Below are 19,238 nucleotides of genomic sequence, written 5' to 3' on the forward strand. Positions count from 1 at the left end.
CTTTATTCCTGATAACCACGGTTCTGGAGCGTCGATCATAGTGGATATCTGCCGGGTATTTGATAGCCCATGAACGACAAAGCCCGGCATCGCCGGGCTTGGGGGGCATTCAAGTCAATCAGACCCGACGGTTGGCACCGACACGATCAGCGCCATCAGCGGCCAGACGGTTTGCACCCACACGGTCGGCACCGTCGGACGTCAGGCGGTTGGCACCGACACGATCAGCGCCATCGGCGGCCAGACGGTTTGCACCCACACGGTCGGCACCATCGGAAGTCAGGCGGTTGGCACCGACGCGATCAGCACCATCTGCGGCTTGGCGATTCGGGCCGATATTGGTGTGGTTCGAGCCACCTTCCGCAACAATGGTGGCGCTCGATGGGCCGTTGGTATTGATGGCTGGCAGTGCGAAAGCAGTCGAAGCCAGGACAGAGAAGGCAATGCCGAAAATGAGTTTGTTGGTTTTCATGAGGGTGTCTCCAGTTTGGTTCGGGTGAGTTGTCATCCCGGTATGGAGGCAATGCTACGCGGCTGGGCATTATTAAGAAGTTAATCGGATTGCTACCCACCATCGCTGAAAATGATAGTAAGTCGTATTGCCCGGTTTTCGGGCCTCTCAGGGCAAAACGGCCAGTGTTGGTGCATTTTTTGAAAAGTCTTGAAATAAAGCCTCTTGACAAATTTATATATCAATAAAATTAAGGGCTTATCTGCGAAATACCCTGAAAAAGCGCACCAACTTGAAACAACTTGTCATATCCAACGCCCATGAAAAAGGGCAGCCCTGGATGCTGGCTGCCCTTGATCATTACTGCAACGCGAGATCAGTCGGTTTCGATCCGCGAATGTTTGCGGGTGTCTTTCATGAACACATAGACCAGCAGCGAGCAGGCGATACAGGCGGTGACATACCAGTAGTAACCGGTTTCCATGCCGATGCTCTTGAACCACAGGGCGATGTATTCAGCGGTACCGCCAAAGATCGAGACGGTCAGTGCATAGGGCAGGCCGACGCCCAGTGCCCGGATTTCGGTCGGGAACAGTTCGGCTTTGACCACGGCATTGATCGAGGTATAGCCGCTGACAATGATCAGCGCTGCCATGATCAGGAAGAACGCGCCCCACCAGGTCTGGATGGTGTGCAGGGTGGTCAGGATCGGCACGGTGCAGAGTGTGCCCAGGACACCGAATGCGATCAGGATCGGACGACGCCCGATCTTGTCCGACAGACCGCCCACGACAGGTTGCAGCAGCATGAACAGGAACAGCGTTGCGGCCGAAATCGTGGTCGAATCGCTGATGCTCATGCCCACCGTGTTCACCAGATATTTCTGCATGTAGGTGGTGTAGGTGTAGAAAGCCAGGGTGCCGCCCATGGTCAGGCCGACCACGGTCATCAGTTCCTTGGGATGGCGCATCAGGGTGCGCATCAGGCTTTCCTTGGGCTTGTCGTCTTTCTGCTTGCGGGTAAAGGACTCGGTTTCTTCCATGCCGCGACGCAGGAACAGCGCAACAACAGCACACAGCGCGCCGATGGCGAACGGGATACGCCAGCCCCAGCTATGCAGCTCTTCGGTGGTCAGGACCTGTTGCAACACGATCAGCACGGCCAGAGCAATGAGCTGGCCGGAAATCAAGGTGACGTACTGGAAGCTGGAGAAGAAGCCGCGACGCTCCTTGGTCGCCATTTCGCTGAGGTAGGTTGCCGAGGTGCCATATTCGCCACCCACCGACAGACCCTGCAGAAGACGGGCGAATACCAGCAGGATCGGTGCACCGACGCCGATGGTTTCATAGCCGGGAGTCAGGGCGATGATCAGCGAGCCGAAGCACATCAGCAGGACCGATGCCATCAGGGCCGCCTTGCGTCCCTTGTAGTCGGCATACAGGCCCATCAGCCAGCCACCGATCGGGCGCATCAGGAAGCCGACGGCGAAGATTGCAGCGGTGTTGAGCAATTGTGCGGTGCTGTCGCCCTTGGGGAAGAAGACTTTGGCGAAGTACAGCGAGAAAGCGGCGTAGACGTACCAGTCATACCACTCGACCATGTTGCCGACCGAGCCACTGAAAATCGACTTGAGCCGGCTGGAGGTGGTTTTTTCAGCGGCAGGTGCGCCAGCCGCCCCTTTCGACAGGGAGTTGGAAGTGTCCATGGTGTTCCTTAAGTCATTATTTTTAGAAGGCAGCTGCACGCAGCCTGACCTGAGCTATAGCAGGAGTTGTGCCAGACCCGAGAGGCCCGTTCCAGAGGGGGAGAGGGGATTTTATAAGCGGAAATCCGCTTATCCGGGCTGTGTGGATAAGCGGAAAGTTGCCGATTGAGGGCTCAGCGAGGGTGGCCAGGGCCGAAGATCAGTACGGCCAGTACAAACGCGAACATCATGCCGAGGATAATCATCACGCCTTTGCCGATGTTTTCCGCGCAGTAGCTCTTGATGCGTTGCCAGCCACCGGTCTTCGTGGCGCAATAACTCTGGAAGCGGGACATCCGGTAAGGCGAAAGGATGATCCAGGCCAGCAGAGCGATTGCGTAGATAATCAGCGCCTTCGCTCCGGCATTGGCAAAGGCGATGCCGGCGACGGTCGCCGGAATGCCATGGCGCAGCAGCAATGCCTGATGCCCCGGCCAGCTGAGCCAGTCAGGCAGCAGCCGTATACTCAGGTATTCATCGACAGACGCAAACGAGTTGGAAACCGGCCTCCAGAACGACATGAAGACGTGGACGACCAGAAGCAGCACGACCGGCAGGCTGAGTGCCGCGAAGATTGTGTTCGGCAGGTCGAATTTTCCGGCCTTGGACGTAGGCACAAGCCCTGCCATCAGGATGAACACTAATCCGAACAGATAGGTTCTCAGGTAAGGGTTGAAATGCACCTTGCCGTACAGTGCTCGCCAGCTCGTGAGGTCGGCGTCCGGGTATTGCTCCAGGACTTCGGGATAACGGTAGGTCAGATCCTCACACAGCCGCTCACAGCTTTGCCAGACTGCGGGATCACAGGTTTTTGCCGTACGTAGCTGGCTTTTCAGGTCTGGTGGCTGGAGCAGCAGCTTTGCAGCTTCGCCAGCATCGCTGTTCTCGGCAAGCAAGTCTCGCAGGCGCTTGGCAAACCCGTAACTTTCACAACGCTCGACAAGCCGCTGCCAGAGCGAGGGTGGATCGGTCGGGGCGTAGTGTTTCTGATCCCAGTCAAACAGGGTGCAGATGCGCTCGAACAACGCCAGCGTCCAGTCCCGGGTATTGAGCAGCAGGGTCATGGTCCAGCGCTGCAGGTGCTCGCGATGTTCCAGCTTTTCTAGCCACGGTTGCTGTTCCAGGGCTTTCAGTTCATCGAGGAACTGGCGTTCCTGCTGGCTCTCCAGCAGCGTTTGCAGGCGTGGCAGGGCTTCATCGAGCAGTGCCTGAATCAGGCGCTTTTCCTGATGGACGCCAAGCGTCACCTTCTGCCATGGCGTCAGCCATTGAAATTGCAGGGCCGCCGCTTTCAGCAGTTCCAGATTCTCGGTGGTATCGAGCAGGCAGCGCTGCACCAGCAATTGCTGGAACTGCGCATCGGCGCCCAGATCCTTGGCCAGTCGATGCTGCGATTGCAGGTTGTATGCGGTGGTCTGCTGGGCCCGCGTGTACCAGCTTTGCTCTACAGGCGGAGTCTCGGCCGCTACGACGGGTTCCGCGACCGGAGCCTCATGGACAACAACCTGCAACGGCATGAACGATTCATTCGCTGCATCGCCGTTGTCTGTTTCAAACGCGTATTCGTGCTCATCTTCCTCGCTGCGATTACGCGCCTGATCCAGGGCCTGCTCATAGGCGTTACGCAAACGTTGGAAGGCTTCCGGATCCTCGTCGGGCCGGTTCACTTTCAGCAGTTTTGCGTATTGACGCTTGATGCTGCGTTCATCGGCATTTCTGTCCAGTTCAAGGACGTTCCAGCAATTCATCCCTGTTACCTCTCGCCCCGCTCGAAACGATCGATCTCGTCTTCGAGGCTCTTGCGCATCTCGTTGATCTGGCGCTCGTCCTGGGTTTCCAGCACGCGCTGGAACTGGCTGGCCCAGTAGCCGATCATCTCGCGGGCGTCACCCAGATATTCCTGATACAGCCTTTCCAGGCGGGCACTGAGGTGTGTATTGACTTGCTGTTCGCGGGGATGAACCTTGAGCGCCGAGAGCACCTTGAGGCGTTCCTGGATTTCTTCGGGCGTCATCACCCCAGGATTGTTCTCGATCACCAGCTTGTGGCTCTGGCCAGTCATCGGGATCTGCACGTCGGCTTCCAGCAGACCGTTGTTGTCGTAGGTGAAGCGTACGTTCAGCTCGACTTCGCCAGCCTTCGCGGGCGGGATGGGAATGTCCAGTTCACCGAGTGCGATATTGTCTTTGACCAGACGACTTTCGCCTTGAAAGATCTTCACCAGTACATGCTTCTGATTGTCGCTCATGGTCTGTACGGTTCTGACACGGCTGACCGGAACCACACTGTTGCGCTCGATGATCGGCAGGTAATGACCGCCTTCGATGGAGTTGCCGAAACGGTTGGAGGTTTCGATACCCAGCGTATACGGGCACACATCGGTCAGGACAATCTCTTCCAGCGCAGCGTCTCTCTGCTTGAGCGCTGCCTGGATGGCTGCGCCCTGGGCGACCACTTCATCCGGATTGAGGGTGATCGACGGAAAGCGTCCGAACAGGCCCGCCGCAAGCTTGCGGATCAGCGGCATGCGGGTGGTGCCGCCGACCAGCAGGATTTCGTCGAGGTCGGCGACGCGGATCTTGGCGTCGCGCAGGGCGCGCTCGATGGGCGCCCGCAGGCGAGTGAGCAATGGCGCATACAACTCGCTCAGTTGCTCCTGGGTAATGCTCTTGCGCCATTCGCGATCGGCATGGCGCAACACAAAGTCGACACTGCTTTCCTGGCCCAGGGTCTTGCGAACCCGCTCGGCTTCGCGGCGCAAGGACGGACCGATCTGGGATTTGCCCGGGAAGTCTTGGTCATCGCGATGCAAGGCAATGAAATGCTCGACCAGAGAGTTGTCGAAGTCTTCACCGCCGAGAAAGTTATCCCCGGCGCTGGCCCGGACCTCCATCACCCCGTCGAACAGTTCGAGGATCGAGATATCGAAGGTGCCGCCACCCAGGTCGAAGACCAGAAACGAGGTTTCGCCTTCCTTCTGGTGCAGCCCGTAGGCCAGTGCCGCGGCAGTGGGTTCATTGATCAGCTTGTCGACTTTCAGGCCCGCCAGTTCGCCGGCCACGCGGGTGGCCTTGCGCTGGGCATCGCTGAAATAGGCCGGGACGCTGATGACCGCTTCGGTCACGGTTTCACCGAACTCGCGTTCGACATCGGCCTTGAGGCTTTTCAGGACCAGAGCCGAGAGCTCTTCCGGCCGGTAGCTGTTCGAGCCCAGGCTGACTTTTTGCGCACTGCCCATATGGCGCTTGAACAATGCCGCAGTCTTGGCTGGATGGGTTTGCAGGCGTTCGCGTGCGGCTTTGCCCACCAGAATCTGATCATCGTCGTCCAGCCCAACCACGCTGGGGGTCAGCATTTCGCCCAGGGCGTTGGCAACCAGCTGGGTTTTACCCTCGCGCCAGACGGCGACCAGACTGTTGGTCGTGCCCAAATCTATACCGACGATCATGTGCTGCTTTCTCCTTGCGTGATGGCTGTCCGGATTCTAAAGGGAGATGAAGTCAATTGGCCGCCTCTGTGACAACTTTCATCCCAGAAACATTTCACGCATCAGCCCGTGACGCTGCATTTTTTCGTTGAGAGTCCGGCGCGGCAGTTGCAGTTCGTTGAGCACGGCCTTGATATCGCCCTTGTGACGGCTCAGCGATGCGCGCAGGCATTGGGCCTCGAAGGCTTCCTGTTGTGACGCCAGGGATTGCCCCTGCTGTGGCGCTTCGGCGATATCCAGGCCCAGCGCCTGGCGTTCGGCGGCGTTGGCCAGTTCGCGGACATTGCCCGGCCAGTCATGGCTGAGCAACTGGCTCAATTGCAGGGCGCTGAGGTTCGGTGCCTGGCGGCCCATGCGCGCCGCGGCCGTGCGGGCAAAATGGTTGAAGAGCTGGACAATGTCTTCGCGGCGCTCGCGCAATGGCGGCAGATGCAACTGCGCGACATTCAGGCGATAAGCCAGGTCTTCGCGAAAGCGTCCCGCCCGTGCTTCTTCCAGCAGGTCCGGCTTGGTCGCGGCGACGATGCGCAGGTCCACGTCAATGCTGTGGTTCGAGCCCAGTCGTTCGAGACGCTTGTCCTGCAGCACGCGCAGCAGCTTGACCTGCTGGGCCATCGGCATGCTTTCTATCTCGTCGAGAAACAGCGTGCCGCCGTCGGCGTATTCCAGCCTGCCGATGCGTTTGCCCTGCGCGCCGGTAAAGGCACCGCTCTCATGGCCGAACAGTTCGGCTTCAAACAGATGCTCGGGGATCGCAGCGCAGTTAAGGGCCACAAAGGGCTTGCTGGCGCGCGGGCCGAAGTCGTGCAGGCAGCGGGCGACCAGTTCCTTGCCGCTGCCGGTTTCGCCACGAATGATCACGTTGACTGGCAGTTGCGACAGCTCCAGCACATTGCGCCGCAAGACCTGCAGGCTCGGCGACACCCCGAGCAACGTGGCGTCCAGTTGGGTGCGGGCGTCGGCCTGTTCGGTCAGGCGGCGGTTCTCCAGCACCAGTTGGCGCTTTTCCATGGCCCGGCTCAGGTTGGTGAGCAGGGTTTGCGGGCTGAAGGGTTTTTCCAGAAAGTCGTAGGCACCTTCGCGCATTGCCTCCACCGCCATCGGCACATCGCCGTGGCCGGTCAGCAGGATTACCGGCAAATCCTTGTCCAGGGCTTGCAGGCGGGCCAGCAGCTCAAGACCGCCCATGCCGGGCATGCGCACGTCGGTGAGGATCACGCCGGGAAAATGCTCGGGCAAGTGTTCCAGGCACTCCTCGGCGCGGCTGTAGACCTGCACCCGGAAGCCGGACAAGGTCAGCCAGGGCTCGATGGCCTGGCGGATCGGGGCTTCGTCGTCGACAACGATGACCGAGTTCAACATGCGCTTTCAGTCTCTATAAAATCATTGGGCAGGCTGAACCAGAACACCGCGCCGTTCTCGCGGTTTTCTGCGTTCAGGCGGCCATTGAGCTCATGGATGATCGCATAGGACACTGCCAGCCCGAGTCCCAGCCCGTCGCCCACCGGTTTGGTGGTGAAGAACGGATCGAAGATATTGCCCAGATGTTCCTGCGCGATACCGCCGCCGCTGTCGATGACACTCAGGCGCCAGTGCGCAGCCTCTGCATCGATGCGTACTTCCAGGCGCTTGAGCGGCTTGTTGCGCATGGCATCGAGAGCATTGCGCAGCAGGTTGATCAATACCTGTTCCAGGCGGATGGCATCGCCACGCACCCAGGCCGGGCGTGACAGGTGCAGGACACAACTGACCCGCTCCTCGCGAATCCGCGGGTCCAGCAACAGCAAGGCCTGATCGACCACGGTGGCCAGATCCAGACGCTCGCGCAAGCCGCTGGGGCTCTTGCGGGCGAAGGTCTTCAGGTGGCCGGTCAGTGCGCTCATGCGGGTCAGTTGCTGATCCAGTGGCGTGAGCGCCTTGCAGGCATCGTCGATACGACCCTGGTCGAGCAGCAGGCGCAAGGTTGCCAGTTGCATGCGTTGAGCGGTCAGCGGTTGATTGATTTCGTGGGCCAGTGCCGCCGACATCTGCCCCAGCGCCGCCAGCTTGGTCGATTGCACCAGACCTTCCTGGGCCGTACGCAAGTCGCGGGTGCGTTCCTGAACCTGCCGCTCCAGCTCGTCACGGCTGCGTTCGCGCAGTTTCGCCAGGCGCCAGCGCTGATACAGAAACAGGCCGAGGAACACCAGGGTCAGCCAGATCCCGGCGCCGGCCAGTGCGGCGTTGCGGATGTCGTCATTGACCATCTGTGGTTTGCGCAGCAGATGCAGGGTCCAGTTTTCGTCGGGCAGCGGCATCGACTGCCAAAGATAATCGGCGGTGCCATCGGGACCGTCGACCCGGCTCAAGTGGCTGTGCGGTCCGACCTGATCGAGGACCCGGCTGCGCAGCGGTGACAGCGGCTTCTTGTCGTACTGGCGAGTGCGCAGCAGCTCGGCGCGGCTCTCGACGGAAATCGGTTGCAGCTCGCGATAGCGCCATTCGCTGCGGCTGGCGATAAATACAATGCCGTTGTTATCGCTGACCAGCAGCAGGTCGTCGCCCTGGCTCCATTCCTGCTCGATAGTGGGGAACTCCAGCTTCACCACCATGGCGCCACTGAAGTTGCCTGCATCGTCCAGCACTGCGTTGGACAGGAAGTAACCCGGAATGCCGGTGGTTACGCCGACCGCATAGAAGCGTCCGATGCCCTGGGTACGGGTCTGTTGAAAGTAGGGGCGAAACCCGTAGTTGTGGCCGACATAGCTGTTGGGTTGCCGCCAGTTGCTGGCGCCCACGGCCAGTCCATTGCGGTCCATGAGTTCCAGGGACGAGGAGTGGGCGGCTTCGTTGATTTTTTCCAGCTTCATATTCAGTGAAAGCTGGGCGCTTGTGCTGAGCGGGGCGCTCACCGCAGCGCGAATTTCGGGATCGAGTGCCAGCACCGAGGGCAGGGCGCGATAGCGTTCGATCAGGGTGTGCAGGGTATTGGCGTACAGCGTCATCTGTCCGCTGGCACGTGTGGCTTCCTGCTCCAGGGCATGTTGTTGCGCCCGATGCATGGCCAGGCCGGCTGACAGGCCGGTACCCGTCAGAATCAGGATGATATAGAGGGAAATACGCAAGTTGCGATGCTTGAAGATCATATCGCGTGGGCTGCCTGAGGTTGCAAAACGGGCGTATTCGCAAGCGGTGCCGCCCACGAATACGCCGTTATCGGCATTTACAACAGATTGAAGCTCGCTTCTTTCACTGCCTCGGAATCAAGACCGATCATGACCTTGAATTCACCTGGCTCGGCAATGTGTTTCAGTGCCGAATCGTAGAACTTCAGGTCGTTCTCGCTGAGGTTGAAGCTCACGACTTTCTCTTCGCCGGGCTCAAGTGTGACCTTTTCAAAGTTCTTCAGCTCTTTCACCGGACGGCTGATCGAGGCTGCCACATCACGCAGGTACAACTGCACGATGGTGGTGCCGGCGACCTTGCCGGTGTTCTTGACCGTCACGCTGGCGGTCAGCTTGCCCTTGCGGGCCATCTTGCTGTCCGACAGCTTGACGTCGGAAACATCGAACTGGGTGTAGCTCAGGCCATAACCGAACGGGAACAGCGCGCCGTTAGGCTCCTCGAAGTAGTGCGACGTGTAGTTGCCAGGCTTGCCCGGCGTGTACGGACGGCCGGTGTTCAGGTGCGCGTAGTAGACCGGCAATTGGCCTACCGAACGCGGGAAGGACATGGCCAGTTTGCCCGACGGGTTGTAATCGCCAAACAGCACGTCAGCTACTGCGTTACCGCCTTCGGTGCCCGGGAACCAGGTTTCGAGCATGGCATCGGCCTGCTCCTGTTCCTCGACCAGTACCAGCGGACGACCGTTCATCAGCACCAGTACCAGCGGCTTGCCGGTGGCTTTCAGGGCCTTGATCAGATCGCGCTGCTTGCCCGGAATGTTCAGGCTGCTGCGGCTTGCCGATTCGTGGGACATGCCACGCGACTCACCGACCACGGCCACGATCACGTCGGACTGCTCGGCCACTTTCACCGCTTCGTCGATCATTTCCTGTGCCGGACGTGGATCGACTTCGACTTCATGCTCGATGAAGTTCAGGTAGTTGAGGACGTGTTCGTTATCGCTGACGTTCGCGCCACGGGCATAGACCAGCTTGGCCTTGTCGCCGACGGCGTTGGCCAGACCGTCATACACCGTCACTGCCTGATGCGGGCGACCGGCAGCCGACCAGCTGCCGAGCATGTCGAGCTGACTTTTCGCCAGGCCGCCAATCACGGCGATGGTCCCTTGCTTTTTCAGTGGCAGGGTTTCGTTCTGGTTTTTCAGCAATACCAGGGTCTTGCGTGCTACATCGCGCGCTTCGGCACGGTGCAGGCGGTCATCGGAATAGGTGTCGGCCGGATCATCCGCCGCAACCCCGATACGCCCGTAAGGTGCGGCGAACAGGCCCATGTCGTACTTGGCACCGAGAACTTCGCGCACGGCGTTGTCGATTTCCTGCATGGAAACCTCGCCGTCCTTCACCAGACCGGGCAATTGCTCGCCGTAGGCTACGTCGTTCATGCTCAGGTCGACGCCGGCCTTGATCGACAGCTTGGCCGCTTCGCGATAGTCCTTGGCGACGCCGTGCTCGATCAGTTCCTTGATCGCGCCATGGTCGCTGATGGTCACGCCCTTGAAGCCCCAGTCCTTGCGCAGCAGGTCTTGCATCAGCCACTTGTTGGAGGTGGACGGCACGCCGTTGATCGAGTTGAGGGCGACCATTACACCGCCGGCACCGGCATCGATAGCTGCGCGGTAAGGCGGCAGGTAATCCTGGTACATGCGCGTCATGCTCATGTCCACGGTGTTGTAGTCGCGACCGCCTTCCACCGCGCCATACAGGGCGAAGTGTTTGACGGCAGCCATGATGCTGTCGTTGGCGGCGACGTCCTTGCCCTGGAAGGACTTGACCATCACTTCGGAAATGCGCGACACCAGATAGGTGTCCTCGCCAAAGCCTTCGGAACTGCGGCCCCAGCGCGGGTCGCGGGAAATATCGACCATCGGCGCAAAGGTCATGTCCAGGCCATCGGCGCTGGCTTCCTTGGCCGAAACCCGGCCGGTCAGCGCAATGGCGTCCATGTCCCAGCTGGCGGCCATGCCCAGGCTGATCGGGAAGATCGTGCGATGGCCATGAATCACGTCATAGGCGAAGAACATCGGAATCTTCAGACGGCTCTGGGCTACAGCCGCTTCTTGCAAAGGACGGTTTTCCGAGCGTGTAATGGAGTTGAACGTTCCGCCGATTCTTCCTGCGGCAATCTCCTTGAGAATCTTTGGCTGTGGCATCTCGTTACTGATACTGATCAGGCGCAACTGACCGATCTTTTCATCGAGGGTCATCTGTTTCATCAGCTTGGAGATGAAGGCATTCTTGGCTTGCAGTGTGGCTTTGGCGGAGGGAGCGGTAGTGGAAGTGGCGTCGGCCATTACCGATTGACTGGCCAAACCGACCAGCAGACCTAATAAACACAGCTTATTCATGAATGATTTCTCAAGGCTTTTGCCGGTAACTCGCGTTTAATGCCGGGTAGCCAGATTTTGGGTTTTAGACCTTTGGCATTTATTGTATGAACAGCGCGAAGGGTAGACGCTGTTCGTTTCGTTGCGCGAGTTGTCTTGAATCCAGCCAGATTCGACCACTCGGGCGTTGGCGAGGGATTATGCCGGGGAACTTCTATTTTGGCTAAGGCGTGTCCACCCAATAGAACAAAAATCACCGGAGGTCGGGTTTGAAGTTTGTGTTACAGCATGTTTTGTATGCGCTGATGTTATGGGGCAGCGCGCTCAAGGTCCAGGCAGAGCAGCTGGCTCTGGTGTTTCCGCCAATGACCGGTAACGTGGTCGATTCGGCGCAAATGCTCGACAGCCAGGCTACGGTGCGTCTGGCGAAAATGCTTCAGGCTCATGAACAGGCGACCGGCGAGCGCGTGGTGCTGGTCACGGTGGTCGATCTGCAAGGTACAAGCCTTGAGGATTACGGCTCCCGACTGGGCAGCGCCTGGGGCCTGGGCAGCAAGGGCCGGGACAACAGCGCCTTGCTGGTGGTCGTGCGCGACAAGCGCAAGGTCCTGATCGAGGCGGGTTCCGCGCTGGAGGCTCGACTCACAGAGGCTCAGGCGTCGCTGATCATCGATATGCTGATCGCTCCGGAGTTCGAGCGCAGCCGTTTCGCAACGGGTATCGAGCGTGGCGCCCGGGCGATTCTCATGGCGCTGGGAGGGCATGTGCCGGACGAACCCGAGCCAGCCAGCGAGCCCGATGCCTTCGATGTACAGGCCAGCAACGATGTGGCCTGGCAGATTGCCGGCGGCTTGATTGTCGCGGTGCTGCTGATTGTGTTTGTCTGCCTCAGAAGAGCGGTTCTGGTCTGTGCCGGTTCAACAGGCAGCAAGGACAGGTTTGCAGGCGGCGGTGCTTCGGGCAACTGGTAACAGGACATCTGAACAATGGCTTTACTCGATAAAGACGAACAACGGCAGGTCGCGGAAGCGATCAATCGCCTTGAACAACGCACCGATGCCGAACTGGTTACGGTTCTGGCCGCCAGGGCTGACGATTACGCCTATATGCCGCTGGTCTGGGCCGGGCTGATCGGTTTGCTGCTGCCGGGCGTCGTCAATTATTTCATTGATGCGCTGGGCGCCAATGAGCTGCTGCTGGCCCAGATGAGCACTTTCATTCTGGTGGCCTTGCTGTGTCGCATTCCGGCGGTCACCAGCCATCTGGTGCCGGCCTCGGTGCGGCGTTGGCGGGCCGGGAATCTGGCGCGCCGCCTGTTTCTCGAACAGAACCTGCACAACGCGGCAGGCGGCACCGGCATTCTGGTGTTCGTCAGCGAGGCCGAGCGTTATGTCGAGATCCTTGTCGATCACGGCATTGCCACCCGACTGCACAGCGACACCTGGAAAGCGATGATCGATGTCTTTACCCAGCAGATTCGCGACGGGCAGACCTTGCAGGGTTTTCTGGGCTGTATCCATGCCTGCGGCGAATTGCTGGCCGATCACGTTCCGGTAACCCATGAGCGCAGCGAGTTGAGCAACCGGCTGGTAGTGCTGGGCTGATGGTTCAAGCGGTCGCTGGCCTGAAAGCGACCGCGATTGCGCAGATTTATTAACCCTCGGCGCGCAACCCGCCTAAAATAGCTGCCTTTCTGTCCTGCTCCAGCCGTCCGAGGCGTTTTTCGATGTCAGCTACTGCCACTTCCTCCAAACCCGTGCCGGATCATCGTGCGCAGTTTCTCGGTTTGCTGGACACCAGCCTTTCCCAGAATTCCCTCATCAAGCTGGTCCTGGCCAAATACGTGGGCGCCGAAGCCGAGTTGCAGCGTGTCATCATCAAGCCGCTGACCGTCAAGGATCAGCCATGCCTGTCGTTTGTGTATCGCTATAAAACCCGCGATATCACCAAGAATTATCCTTTGTCCGAAGCGGTAGAGGTGATTGCCGGGCTGCTGCCCGAATCCTTCAAGAATGCACACCTGTTGTCGTTGAGTGACGAAGTGCAACTGGAATTCGGCAAAAAGGGCAAGAGCACGCTGTTCAAGAGCAAGGCCCAGCAGGAGCGCGAGGCCCCGGCAGCCGGACATGATCGCGAGAAGAAACGCTATCTGGAACTCGGTCGGCCGTTTCTCACTGACCTGGGCGTGACCAATAAACAGCATGAACTGATCCCGGCCATGTCGCGCAAGTGGAAGCAGATCAACAAGTTCATCGAAGTGTTTTCCCATGCCCTGACCTCATCGCCGCTCCAGCTCGATCAGCCGGTCAAGGTGGCAGATTTCGGCTCCGGCAAGGGCTACCTGACGTTCGCGATCCACGATTACCTGTGCAACACCTTGCAGGCGCAAGGACAGGTGACCGGGGTTGAGCTGCGCGAAGACATGGTGAACCTGTGCAACGCGGCGGCTGCACGGCTCGAACACCCGGGTCTGGTATTCAAGCATGGCGATGTGCGCAGCGTGGCGCCCAGTGCCCTGGATGTGATGATTGCGCTGCATGCCTGCGATATCGCCACCGACTACGCGATTCATATGGGCATCCGCTCCGGTGCGTCGATCATCATGTGCTCGCCGTGCTGTCACAAACAGATTCGCCTGCAGATCCAGAGCCCGAGCCTGTTGAAACCGATGCTGCAATACGGCCTGCACATGGGCCAGCAGGCGGAAATGGTCACCGACAGCCTGCGCGCCTTGTTGCTTGAAGCCTGCGGCTACGAAACCAAGGTGTTCGAGTTCATTTCGCTGGAACACACCAACAAGAACAAGATGATCCTCGCGGTCAAGCGTGCCGAGCCGGTTGACCCGGCGCAGTTGCTGGCACGCATTCAGGAACTCAAGGCGTTCTACGGGATTACCGAGCACTGCCTGGAAACCTTGCTCCAGGCAGACGGTTTCCTTAGCTGAGGGACGTGGCCGGTTTTGGCGGCGCGATGACCGAGGTCTTGCGCCCCAGCATTACCGTGGCGATGACTGCCGCAGCGAAGATCCAGGTCATGGGCTCGATATGTTCACCGAAGAACAACGCCGACAAGGCGATGGTGAAGAATATCTGCAACAGTTGAACCTGGCTGACCCGCGAAATACCGCCCATCGCCAGCCCTGAATACCAGGCAAAGAAGCCGATGAACTGCGAGAAGAACGCCACGTAGGCAAAGGCCCACAAGGTCCCGCTGGATATCGGTCCCTGATGTTGCGCCGCAAAATACACAAAGGGGCCGATCAGTAGCGGGCTCGACAGCACCAGTGCCCAGCAGATCACCTGCCAGCCGCCCATCTCCCTGGCCAGTCGGCCACCTTCGGCATAACCCAGGCCGCCCACGGCCACGGCAGCCAGCATCCACAGATCGCCGGCCTGAATGCTGCCCGCGCCACTCATCAGCGAATACCCCAGCACCAGCGCACTGCCGAGTGCCGCGCAACCCCAGAACGCTCTGGAAGGACGCTCATGGGACAACCAGGCGGCATAGATCGCCACAAACAGCGGTTGTATACCGTTGACCAGCGCGCCGTGCGAGGCGGGCAGTGTCTGCATCGCCCAGGCCGACAGCACCGGGAAGCCGATGATGACGCCGAAGATCACCAGTGCCAGCCCTTTGAGCTGTTGCCGCGTCGGCCACTTTTCCCGCCGCCAGTACAGCAGCGCCGCCGCCGGAATCGCTGCCAGCAGTGCGCGGCCGATGCCATTGAGCAGTGGGTGAAGTTCCTGCACCACGATGCGGGTCATCGGCAGTGTCAGGCTGAAAATCAGCACGCCCAGCAGGCCCAGAGCCATGCCGGTATTTTCACGAGAAGACATGATACCTATCCAGTTTTTAATGTTTTTGTATACAGAATGGGCATCTAGCCACAGGTCGGCGTGATCGTACGTCTACAGTCAGGCACAGATTCGACCGTACAGTTGCGACCACCGGTAGCTGACAGTCCTGCTTCATTGAGCTGGATCAACGCTCCGCTCTGCGCGAAGGCCGAAGCTACAGGCAAACCCCGAGCTTCCAGACCGTCGTCCCGGCGGATAGCGGAGCCAGCCAGAGATGAGGATTCGCCATGAGCAGCACCTTTTTCATTCCCGCCGTGAACATCATTGGCTCCGGTTGTATTGATGAAGCCGTGCAAGCCATCCGCAAATACGGATTGCGCAAGGCCCTGATCGTCACCGATGCCGGGCTGGCCAAGGCGGGGGTCGCTGCGCAGGTCGCCGGGTTGCTGGTGGAGCAGGGCATCGATGCGGTGGTTTACGACGGCGCCAAGCCCAACCCGACCATCGGCAACGTTGAAAAGGGCCTCGCGCTGTTGCAGGAGCGGCAATGCGATTTCGTGATTTCCCTCGGTGGCGGCTCGCCCCATGACTGCGCCAAGGGCATTGCCCTGTGTGCCAGCAATGGCGGACATATCAGCGATTACGAAGGCGTGGATCGCTCGCAGAAACCGCAACTGCCGCTGATCGCGATCAACACCACCGCTGGCACCGCCAGTGAGATGACCCGCTTCTGCATCATTACCGATGAAGTGCGTCACGTGAAAATGGCGATCATCGACCGTAACGTCACTCCTATCCTTTCGGTCAACGACCCGCAAATGATGGTTGGCATGCCCAAGTCCCTGACCGCCGCCACTGGCATGGACGCTCTGACCCACGCCATCGAGGCCTACGTTTCGACAGCCGCGAACCCGATCACCGACGCCTGTGCGATCAAGGCCATGAACCTGATTGCGGGAAACCTGTACAAGGCGGTCGTCGATGGCACTGACATCGAGGCCCGGGAAAACATGGCCTATGCGCAGTTCCTGGCGGGCATGGCGTTCAACAATGCTTCGTTGGGTTATGTGCATGCCATGGCGCATCAGTTGGGCGGTTTCTATGACTTGCCGCATGGTGTCTGCAACGCGGTGTTGCTGCCGTATGTGCAGAGTTTCAACGCTGCAGTCAGCGCGGCACGCCTGACTGACGTGGCGCATGCCATGGGCGCTGATATTCGCGGCCTGTCGCCTGATGAGGGCGCCCGTGCGGCAGTTGCGGCGATCCGCAAACTGTCGGCGGCGGTGGAAATTCCGTCAGGGCTGGTGGCGTTGGGCGTTAAGGAGGAAGACATCCCGACCCTGGCCGCCAATGCCCTGAAAGACGCCTGCGGCCTGACCAACCCGCGCCCGGCGGATCAGGAGCAGATTGAAGGTATTTTCCGTCAGGCACTCTGAGGACATCACGATGAGCACCACCTCCAGCGACATTTGCAACGCCGCCGAGCAGCTTGAAGGTTTTGTGGGCTATCACCACAAGCAGCAGCATTTCATCGTGCGTTTCAGCGAAGACTCCTTTGGCATGGACGTCACCGAAGACAGCATCATCCCCACCTGCGAGTTCGTCTGGAATGCAGGCCGCGGCGCGCAGATGAGCCTCAGCCGCGAACGCCTGCAACTGCTGCTCGATCAGAATATCGACAGCCGCTTGAATATCACCGAACCGCTGCGGGTCTACATGCGTCGCCAGGATCTGCCGGAGATCAAGGTGGAGCGCTGGGTAAAGGTGTGAGCAAGCGTTTATTGGGAGAGGGCTTGCCTGCGATGATACGCGGCTGAGAAATCCGGTTTTCGCGGGTGAATCCGTTCTTGCAACAGATTGTCCGGACAGGTACGAAACATGCAGCGAAACACCGATATGCCAGAATAATGACGAGAAATCATGAAGCCTTTACCTTTTGTATCGGCACGCCTTACACCTAAAGCCCTCTCTGCAGGGCTTGTCGGTTTTATTGTTCTAGTCTGTATTTCGCTGATATTGGCGACAGTATGGCAAATCCAGCAATCGGCTTCCGAACGCCTGAGCAACGCCGAAATGGGCGTTTCAAATATCGTCAGTGCCACCGAGCAACAGGCTCAGGATACGTTGCGTCAGGCAGACAACAAACTCAGAGACCTGGTGGAGCGGGTTGAAAGCGATGGCATGGGCCGTCCCCAGCAACTGCGCCTGCATACGCTCATGTCCGCCGACATTGCGGTCATGACCGGTATTCAGGGGCTGTTCATCTATGACGAACAGGGAAACTGGGTCGCCAACTCTTTCTCGCAGGACATCAGCACAAAAAACAACAGCGACCGCGATTACTTCCTTTATCACCGCGATAACCCGGACGATGCCATTCATATCGGTTCGATCATTACCAGCCGAACCACCGGCGAGATGATCATTCCGGTCAGCCGACGTATTCAGCACCCGGACGGCCGCTTTGCCGGCGTTGCCCTGGCCACGATTCCGGTGGCGTATTTCCAGCGCTTTTTCGAGCGCATGGAAGTGGATGATAAAGGCGTCATTTTTCTCGCCCTGGACAATGGTGATCTGCTCGCTCGTCGCCCGACCATTGCAGCCTTGATGGTGACCAATATATCCAAAGGTGAAATCTTCAGCCGATACCTGCCGCACAGCGACAAGGGGATTGTGGTAATCACCTCGGTGGTGGACGGCATAAAAAGGATCTATGCCTATCGTCGCCTGCAAGGACTCCCCATCGTGACGGCAGCAGGTCTGTCATATGAGTCGGTCCTTTCCAGTTGGTGGGCCTATGTCTACCGCTCCTTCATTATGATCGGCTTTATCATTTCCACACTTGTGCTGATGGGCGTTGTGCTTTTCAGCCAGATTCAGAAGCTGCTGGCGGCTGAAAAACAACTCAATATTGCCCGCAACGAACTGGAAGTCCTCGCACAGACAGACAGCCTTACCGGTCTGGCCAACAGGCGCTGTTTTGATGTGGCCTTGAAGAAAGCAGAAACCCAATCCCGACGTAATGGCGAGCGTGCGGGTTTAATCCTGCTCGATATCGACTGGTTCAAACAATACAACGATACCTACGGCCATGTAGTGGGCGATGAATGCCTGAAAAAGGTCGCGCGCCTGATACAGGCCAACACCAATCGCTCATCGGATCTGGTCGCCCGCTACGGCGGCGAAGAGTTCGTGATCCTGCTGCCAGATACCGATCTGGCCGGAGCGTCGGGCGTGGCTGAAAGCATCCGCTCGGCCATATTTGCCGAAGCCATTGAACACTCGGGCAGCCCTTTTGGTGTCGTCAGTATCAGCATGGGAGTGGTGACCACAAACTTCTCTGCCGGAAAGAGCAGCGCCGAGAGTCTGGAGGATGCCGACCGGTTGTTGTACCGGGCGAAGGGCTCGGGGCGCAATCGTGTGGAGGCTGGCTGATTCGAGCCGGCCAGCCTACCAGCCCGGAGCAGCCTTGATATCCGCAATCATCAACCGGGAAATTTTTCGCAACTGCTTGTCGGTCATGGCCGAGAACCACATCTGCCAACCCAGGGAGTAAGAGTCATAGGTGCGTGAGCCGAGCGTCTGTCCGGTGCGTAGATCCAGGAAGTTGCTCACATGAATGACCACCATCACCCCATCGCGAGGTTGAGTCTGCGGTTTACCGCCCAGAAAGAAAGTGTCATAGCCTTCAGCCTTCGCATCGGTGGACAGCGCTTGCGACCACATCCCCTTGAGCAGATACCAGTCCGAACTGGCGACCACGCGCTTGCTGCCGACAAAAGTCACTACCAGATGAGGCTTGGCGGACTCCTGAATCCTCAGCTCCTGCGACCCGCCTTGCTTCACGCGAGCAGCACAACCGCCCAGCAACAGACAGGCGATGATAGTGATCAACAAAAGCCTTTTCATTGAATGTCCCTATTCACAGCAATGAGCTTTGAGCGTAGGACTGTTTGCCGGGTTTACAGATCTGTGGGACCGGATTTATCCGGGAAGACGGCATTCCAGGCACTGCATCTTTTGCTGGATTTACCGGTCTTTCGCGAATGAATTCGCACACCTGCCGCAGTGTTTTCTTCGTCCAAAACTTCACTGGACTAACTCATATCTGTGGGAGGGGCTTGCCCGCGACGTGGCAATACGATTTCTGCCAAATGCTTTTAATTTATGGACAAACCGAGCTGATTGCACAGACAGGTAGCACCGATGGGCTCAGCCCACTGCAAATCATCGGGCGATACAACAATGCTATCGATCACCTCATTGCCAGC

General features: G+C 58.8%; 16 protein-coding genes. 6 read left to right on the top strand and 10 right to left on the bottom strand.

Annotation, left to right across the window (positions count from 1 at the left end; genetic code table 11):
* Window positions 1-118: 118 nt before the first annotated feature.
* From ALQ04_RS03400 to bglX, 8 genes are all read right to left on the bottom strand, one after another.
* A complete protein-coding gene (locus ALQ04_RS03400; protein ID WP_122314453.1) occupies window positions 119-472 on the bottom strand; it encodes a hypothetical protein in 354 nt (117 codons plus the stop codon).
* Window positions 473-827: 355 nt separating this feature from the next.
* On the bottom strand, window positions 828-2,156 hold the full coding sequence (locus tag ALQ04_RS03405; protein WP_122314454.1) for an MFS transporter: 1,329 nt from the start codon (window positions 2,154-2,156) through the stop codon (window positions 828-830).
* 173 nt (window positions 2,157-2,329) lie between these two features.
* The gene (locus ALQ04_RS03410; RefSeq protein WP_122314455.1) at window positions 2,330-3,943 is read right to left on the bottom strand and encodes a J domain-containing protein; all 1,614 of its coding nucleotides are present in this window, start codon (window positions 3,941-3,943) and stop codon (window positions 2,330-2,332) included.
* Between the two features lie 5 nt (window positions 3,944-3,948).
* A complete protein-coding gene (locus ALQ04_RS03415) occupies window positions 3,949-5,643 on the bottom strand; it encodes a molecular chaperone HscC (protein WP_122314456.1) in 1,695 nt (564 codons plus the stop codon).
* A gap of 78 nt (window positions 5,644-5,721) precedes the next feature.
* Entirely contained in the window at window positions 5,722-7,044 is a 1,323-nt protein-coding gene (locus tag ALQ04_RS03420) for a sigma-54 dependent transcriptional regulator (protein WP_122314457.1), read from the bottom strand.
* The gene (locus tag ALQ04_RS03425; RefSeq protein ID WP_409077234.1) at window positions 7,038-8,531 is read right to left on the bottom strand and encodes an ATP-binding protein; all 1,494 of its coding nucleotides are present in this window, start codon (window positions 8,529-8,531) and stop codon (window positions 7,038-7,040) included. The genes ALQ04_RS03420 and ALQ04_RS03425 overlap by 7 nt, the downstream gene beginning before the upstream one ends.
* Window positions 8,532-8,569: 38 nt before the next feature.
* Entirely contained in the window at window positions 8,570-8,623 is a 54-nt protein-coding gene (locus ALQ04_RS27585; protein ID WP_409077235.1) for a zinc finger domain-containing protein, read from the bottom strand.
* Between the two features lie 261 nt (window positions 8,624-8,884).
* Window positions 8,885-11,191, bottom strand: coding sequence for a beta-glucosidase BglX (gene bglX, locus ALQ04_RS03430; RefSeq protein WP_122314459.1), 2,307 nt, complete (start codon window positions 11,189-11,191; stop codon window positions 8,885-8,887).
* A 284-nt stretch (window positions 11,192-11,475) separates the two neighbouring features.
* Here bglX and ALQ04_RS03435 point away from each other — a divergent pair, with 284 nt between their 5' ends.
* From ALQ04_RS03435 to ALQ04_RS03445, 3 genes are all read left to right on the top strand, one after another.
* Window positions 11,476-12,141 (top strand): YgcG family protein, encoded by a 666-nt coding sequence (locus ALQ04_RS03435; protein WP_122314567.1) that lies wholly within the window; start codon window positions 11,476-11,478, stop codon window positions 12,139-12,141.
* A 15-nt stretch (window positions 12,142-12,156) separates the two neighbouring features.
* Window positions 12,157-12,774: a TPM domain-containing protein gene (locus ALQ04_RS03440; RefSeq protein WP_122314460.1), complete on the top strand. Its 618-nt coding sequence runs from the start codon at window positions 12,157-12,159 to the stop codon at window positions 12,772-12,774.
* A gap of 122 nt (window positions 12,775-12,896) precedes the next feature.
* Entirely contained in the window at window positions 12,897-14,114 is a 1,218-nt protein-coding gene (locus ALQ04_RS03445; protein WP_122314461.1) for an SAM-dependent methyltransferase, read from the top strand.
* Here the strand turns inward: ALQ04_RS03445 and ALQ04_RS03450 are convergent.
* On the bottom strand, window positions 14,107-15,006 hold the full coding sequence (locus ALQ04_RS03450) for a DMT family transporter (protein WP_122314462.1): 900 nt from the start codon (window positions 15,004-15,006) through the stop codon (window positions 14,107-14,109). The two genes, ALQ04_RS03445 and ALQ04_RS03450, sit on opposite strands and share 8 nt — an antisense overlap.
* Window positions 15,007-15,254: 248 nt before the next feature.
* Between ALQ04_RS03450 and yiaY the strand changes: the two genes are divergently transcribed.
* The 3 genes from yiaY to ALQ04_RS03465 all read left to right on the top strand — a co-directional run bounded on the left by yiaY (window position 15,255) and on the right by ALQ04_RS03465 (window position 18,402).
* Window positions 15,255-16,403, top strand: a complete 1,149-nt coding sequence (gene yiaY, locus ALQ04_RS03455; RefSeq protein ID WP_122314463.1) for an L-threonine dehydrogenase — start codon at window positions 15,255-15,257, stop codon at window positions 16,401-16,403.
* Window positions 16,404-16,413: 10 nt separating this feature from the next.
* Complete coding sequence (locus ALQ04_RS03460; RefSeq protein WP_122314464.1) at window positions 16,414-16,737, top strand: DUF2025 family protein; 324 nt, start codon at window positions 16,414-16,416, stop codon at window positions 16,735-16,737.
* Between the two features lie 150 nt (window positions 16,738-16,887).
* Window positions 16,888-18,402 carry a diguanylate cyclase gene (locus ALQ04_RS03465; RefSeq protein WP_122314465.1) on the top strand — a complete coding sequence of 505 codons (1,515 nt, stop codon included), beginning with the start codon at window positions 16,888-16,890 and terminating at the stop codon, window positions 18,400-18,402.
* Between the two features lie 15 nt (window positions 18,403-18,417).
* Here ALQ04_RS03465 and ALQ04_RS03470 read toward each other — a convergent pair whose 3' ends face one another.
* The gene (locus ALQ04_RS03470; RefSeq protein ID WP_122314466.1) at window positions 18,418-18,864 is read right to left on the bottom strand and encodes a hypothetical protein; all 447 of its coding nucleotides are present in this window, start codon (window positions 18,862-18,864) and stop codon (window positions 18,418-18,420) included.
* Between the last annotated feature and the right edge of the window lie 374 nt (window positions 18,865-19,238).

This window comes from Pseudomonas cichorii (genome assembly GCF_003700275.1).
GTDB lineage: Bacteria > Pseudomonadota > Gammaproteobacteria > Pseudomonadales > Pseudomonadaceae > Aquipseudomonas > Aquipseudomonas cichorii_B.

Bases quoted from the DNA above. Each gene is read 5' to 3' on its own strand.
- ALQ04_RS03400 (WP_122314453.1), bottom strand. From the start codon at position 472: ATGAAAACCAACAAACTCATTTTCGGCATTGCCTTCTCTGTCCTGGCT.
- ALQ04_RS03435 (WP_122314567.1), top strand. From the start codon at position 11,476: ATGTTATGGGGCAGCGCGCTCAAGGTCCAGGCAGAGCAGCTGGCTCTG.
- yiaY (WP_122314463.1), top strand. From the start codon at position 15,255: ATGAGCAGCACCTTTTTCATTCCCGCCGTGAACATCATTGGCTCCGGT.
- ALQ04_RS03445 (WP_122314461.1), top strand. From the start codon at position 12,897: ATGTCAGCTACTGCCACTTCCTCCAAACCCGTGCCGGATCATCGTGCG.
- ALQ04_RS03415 (WP_122314456.1), bottom strand. From the start codon at position 5,643: ATGATCGTCGGTATAGATTTGGGCACGACCAACAGTCTGGTCGCCGTC.
- ALQ04_RS03460 (WP_122314464.1), top strand. From the start codon at position 16,414: ATGAGCACCACCTCCAGCGACATTTGCAACGCCGCCGAGCAGCTTGAA.
- ALQ04_RS03425 (WP_409077234.1), bottom strand. From the start codon at position 8,531: ATGAAGCTGGAAAAAATCAACGAAGCCGCCCACTCCTCGTCCCTGGAA.
- ALQ04_RS03440 (WP_122314460.1), top strand. From the start codon at position 12,157: ATGGCTTTACTCGATAAAGACGAACAACGGCAGGTCGCGGAAGCGATC.
- bglX (WP_122314459.1), bottom strand. From the start codon at position 11,191: ATGAATAAGCTGTGTTTATTAGGTCTGCTGGTCGGTTTGGCCAGTCAA.
- ALQ04_RS03450 (WP_122314462.1), bottom strand. From the start codon at position 15,006: ATGTCTTCTCGTGAAAATACCGGCATGGCTCTGGGCCTGCTGGGCGTG.
- ALQ04_RS03465 (WP_122314465.1), top strand. From the start codon at position 16,888: ATGAAGCCTTTACCTTTTGTATCGGCACGCCTTACACCTAAAGCCCTC.
- ALQ04_RS03410 (WP_122314455.1), bottom strand. From the start codon at position 3,943: ATGAATTGCTGGAACGTCCTTGAACTGGACAGAAATGCCGATGAACGC.
- ALQ04_RS03405 (WP_122314454.1), bottom strand. From the start codon at position 2,156: ATGGACACTTCCAACTCCCTGTCGAAAGGGGCGGCTGGCGCACCTGCC.
- ALQ04_RS03420 (WP_122314457.1), bottom strand. From the start codon at position 7,044: ATGTTGAACTCGGTCATCGTTGTCGACGACGAAGCCCCGATCCGCCAG.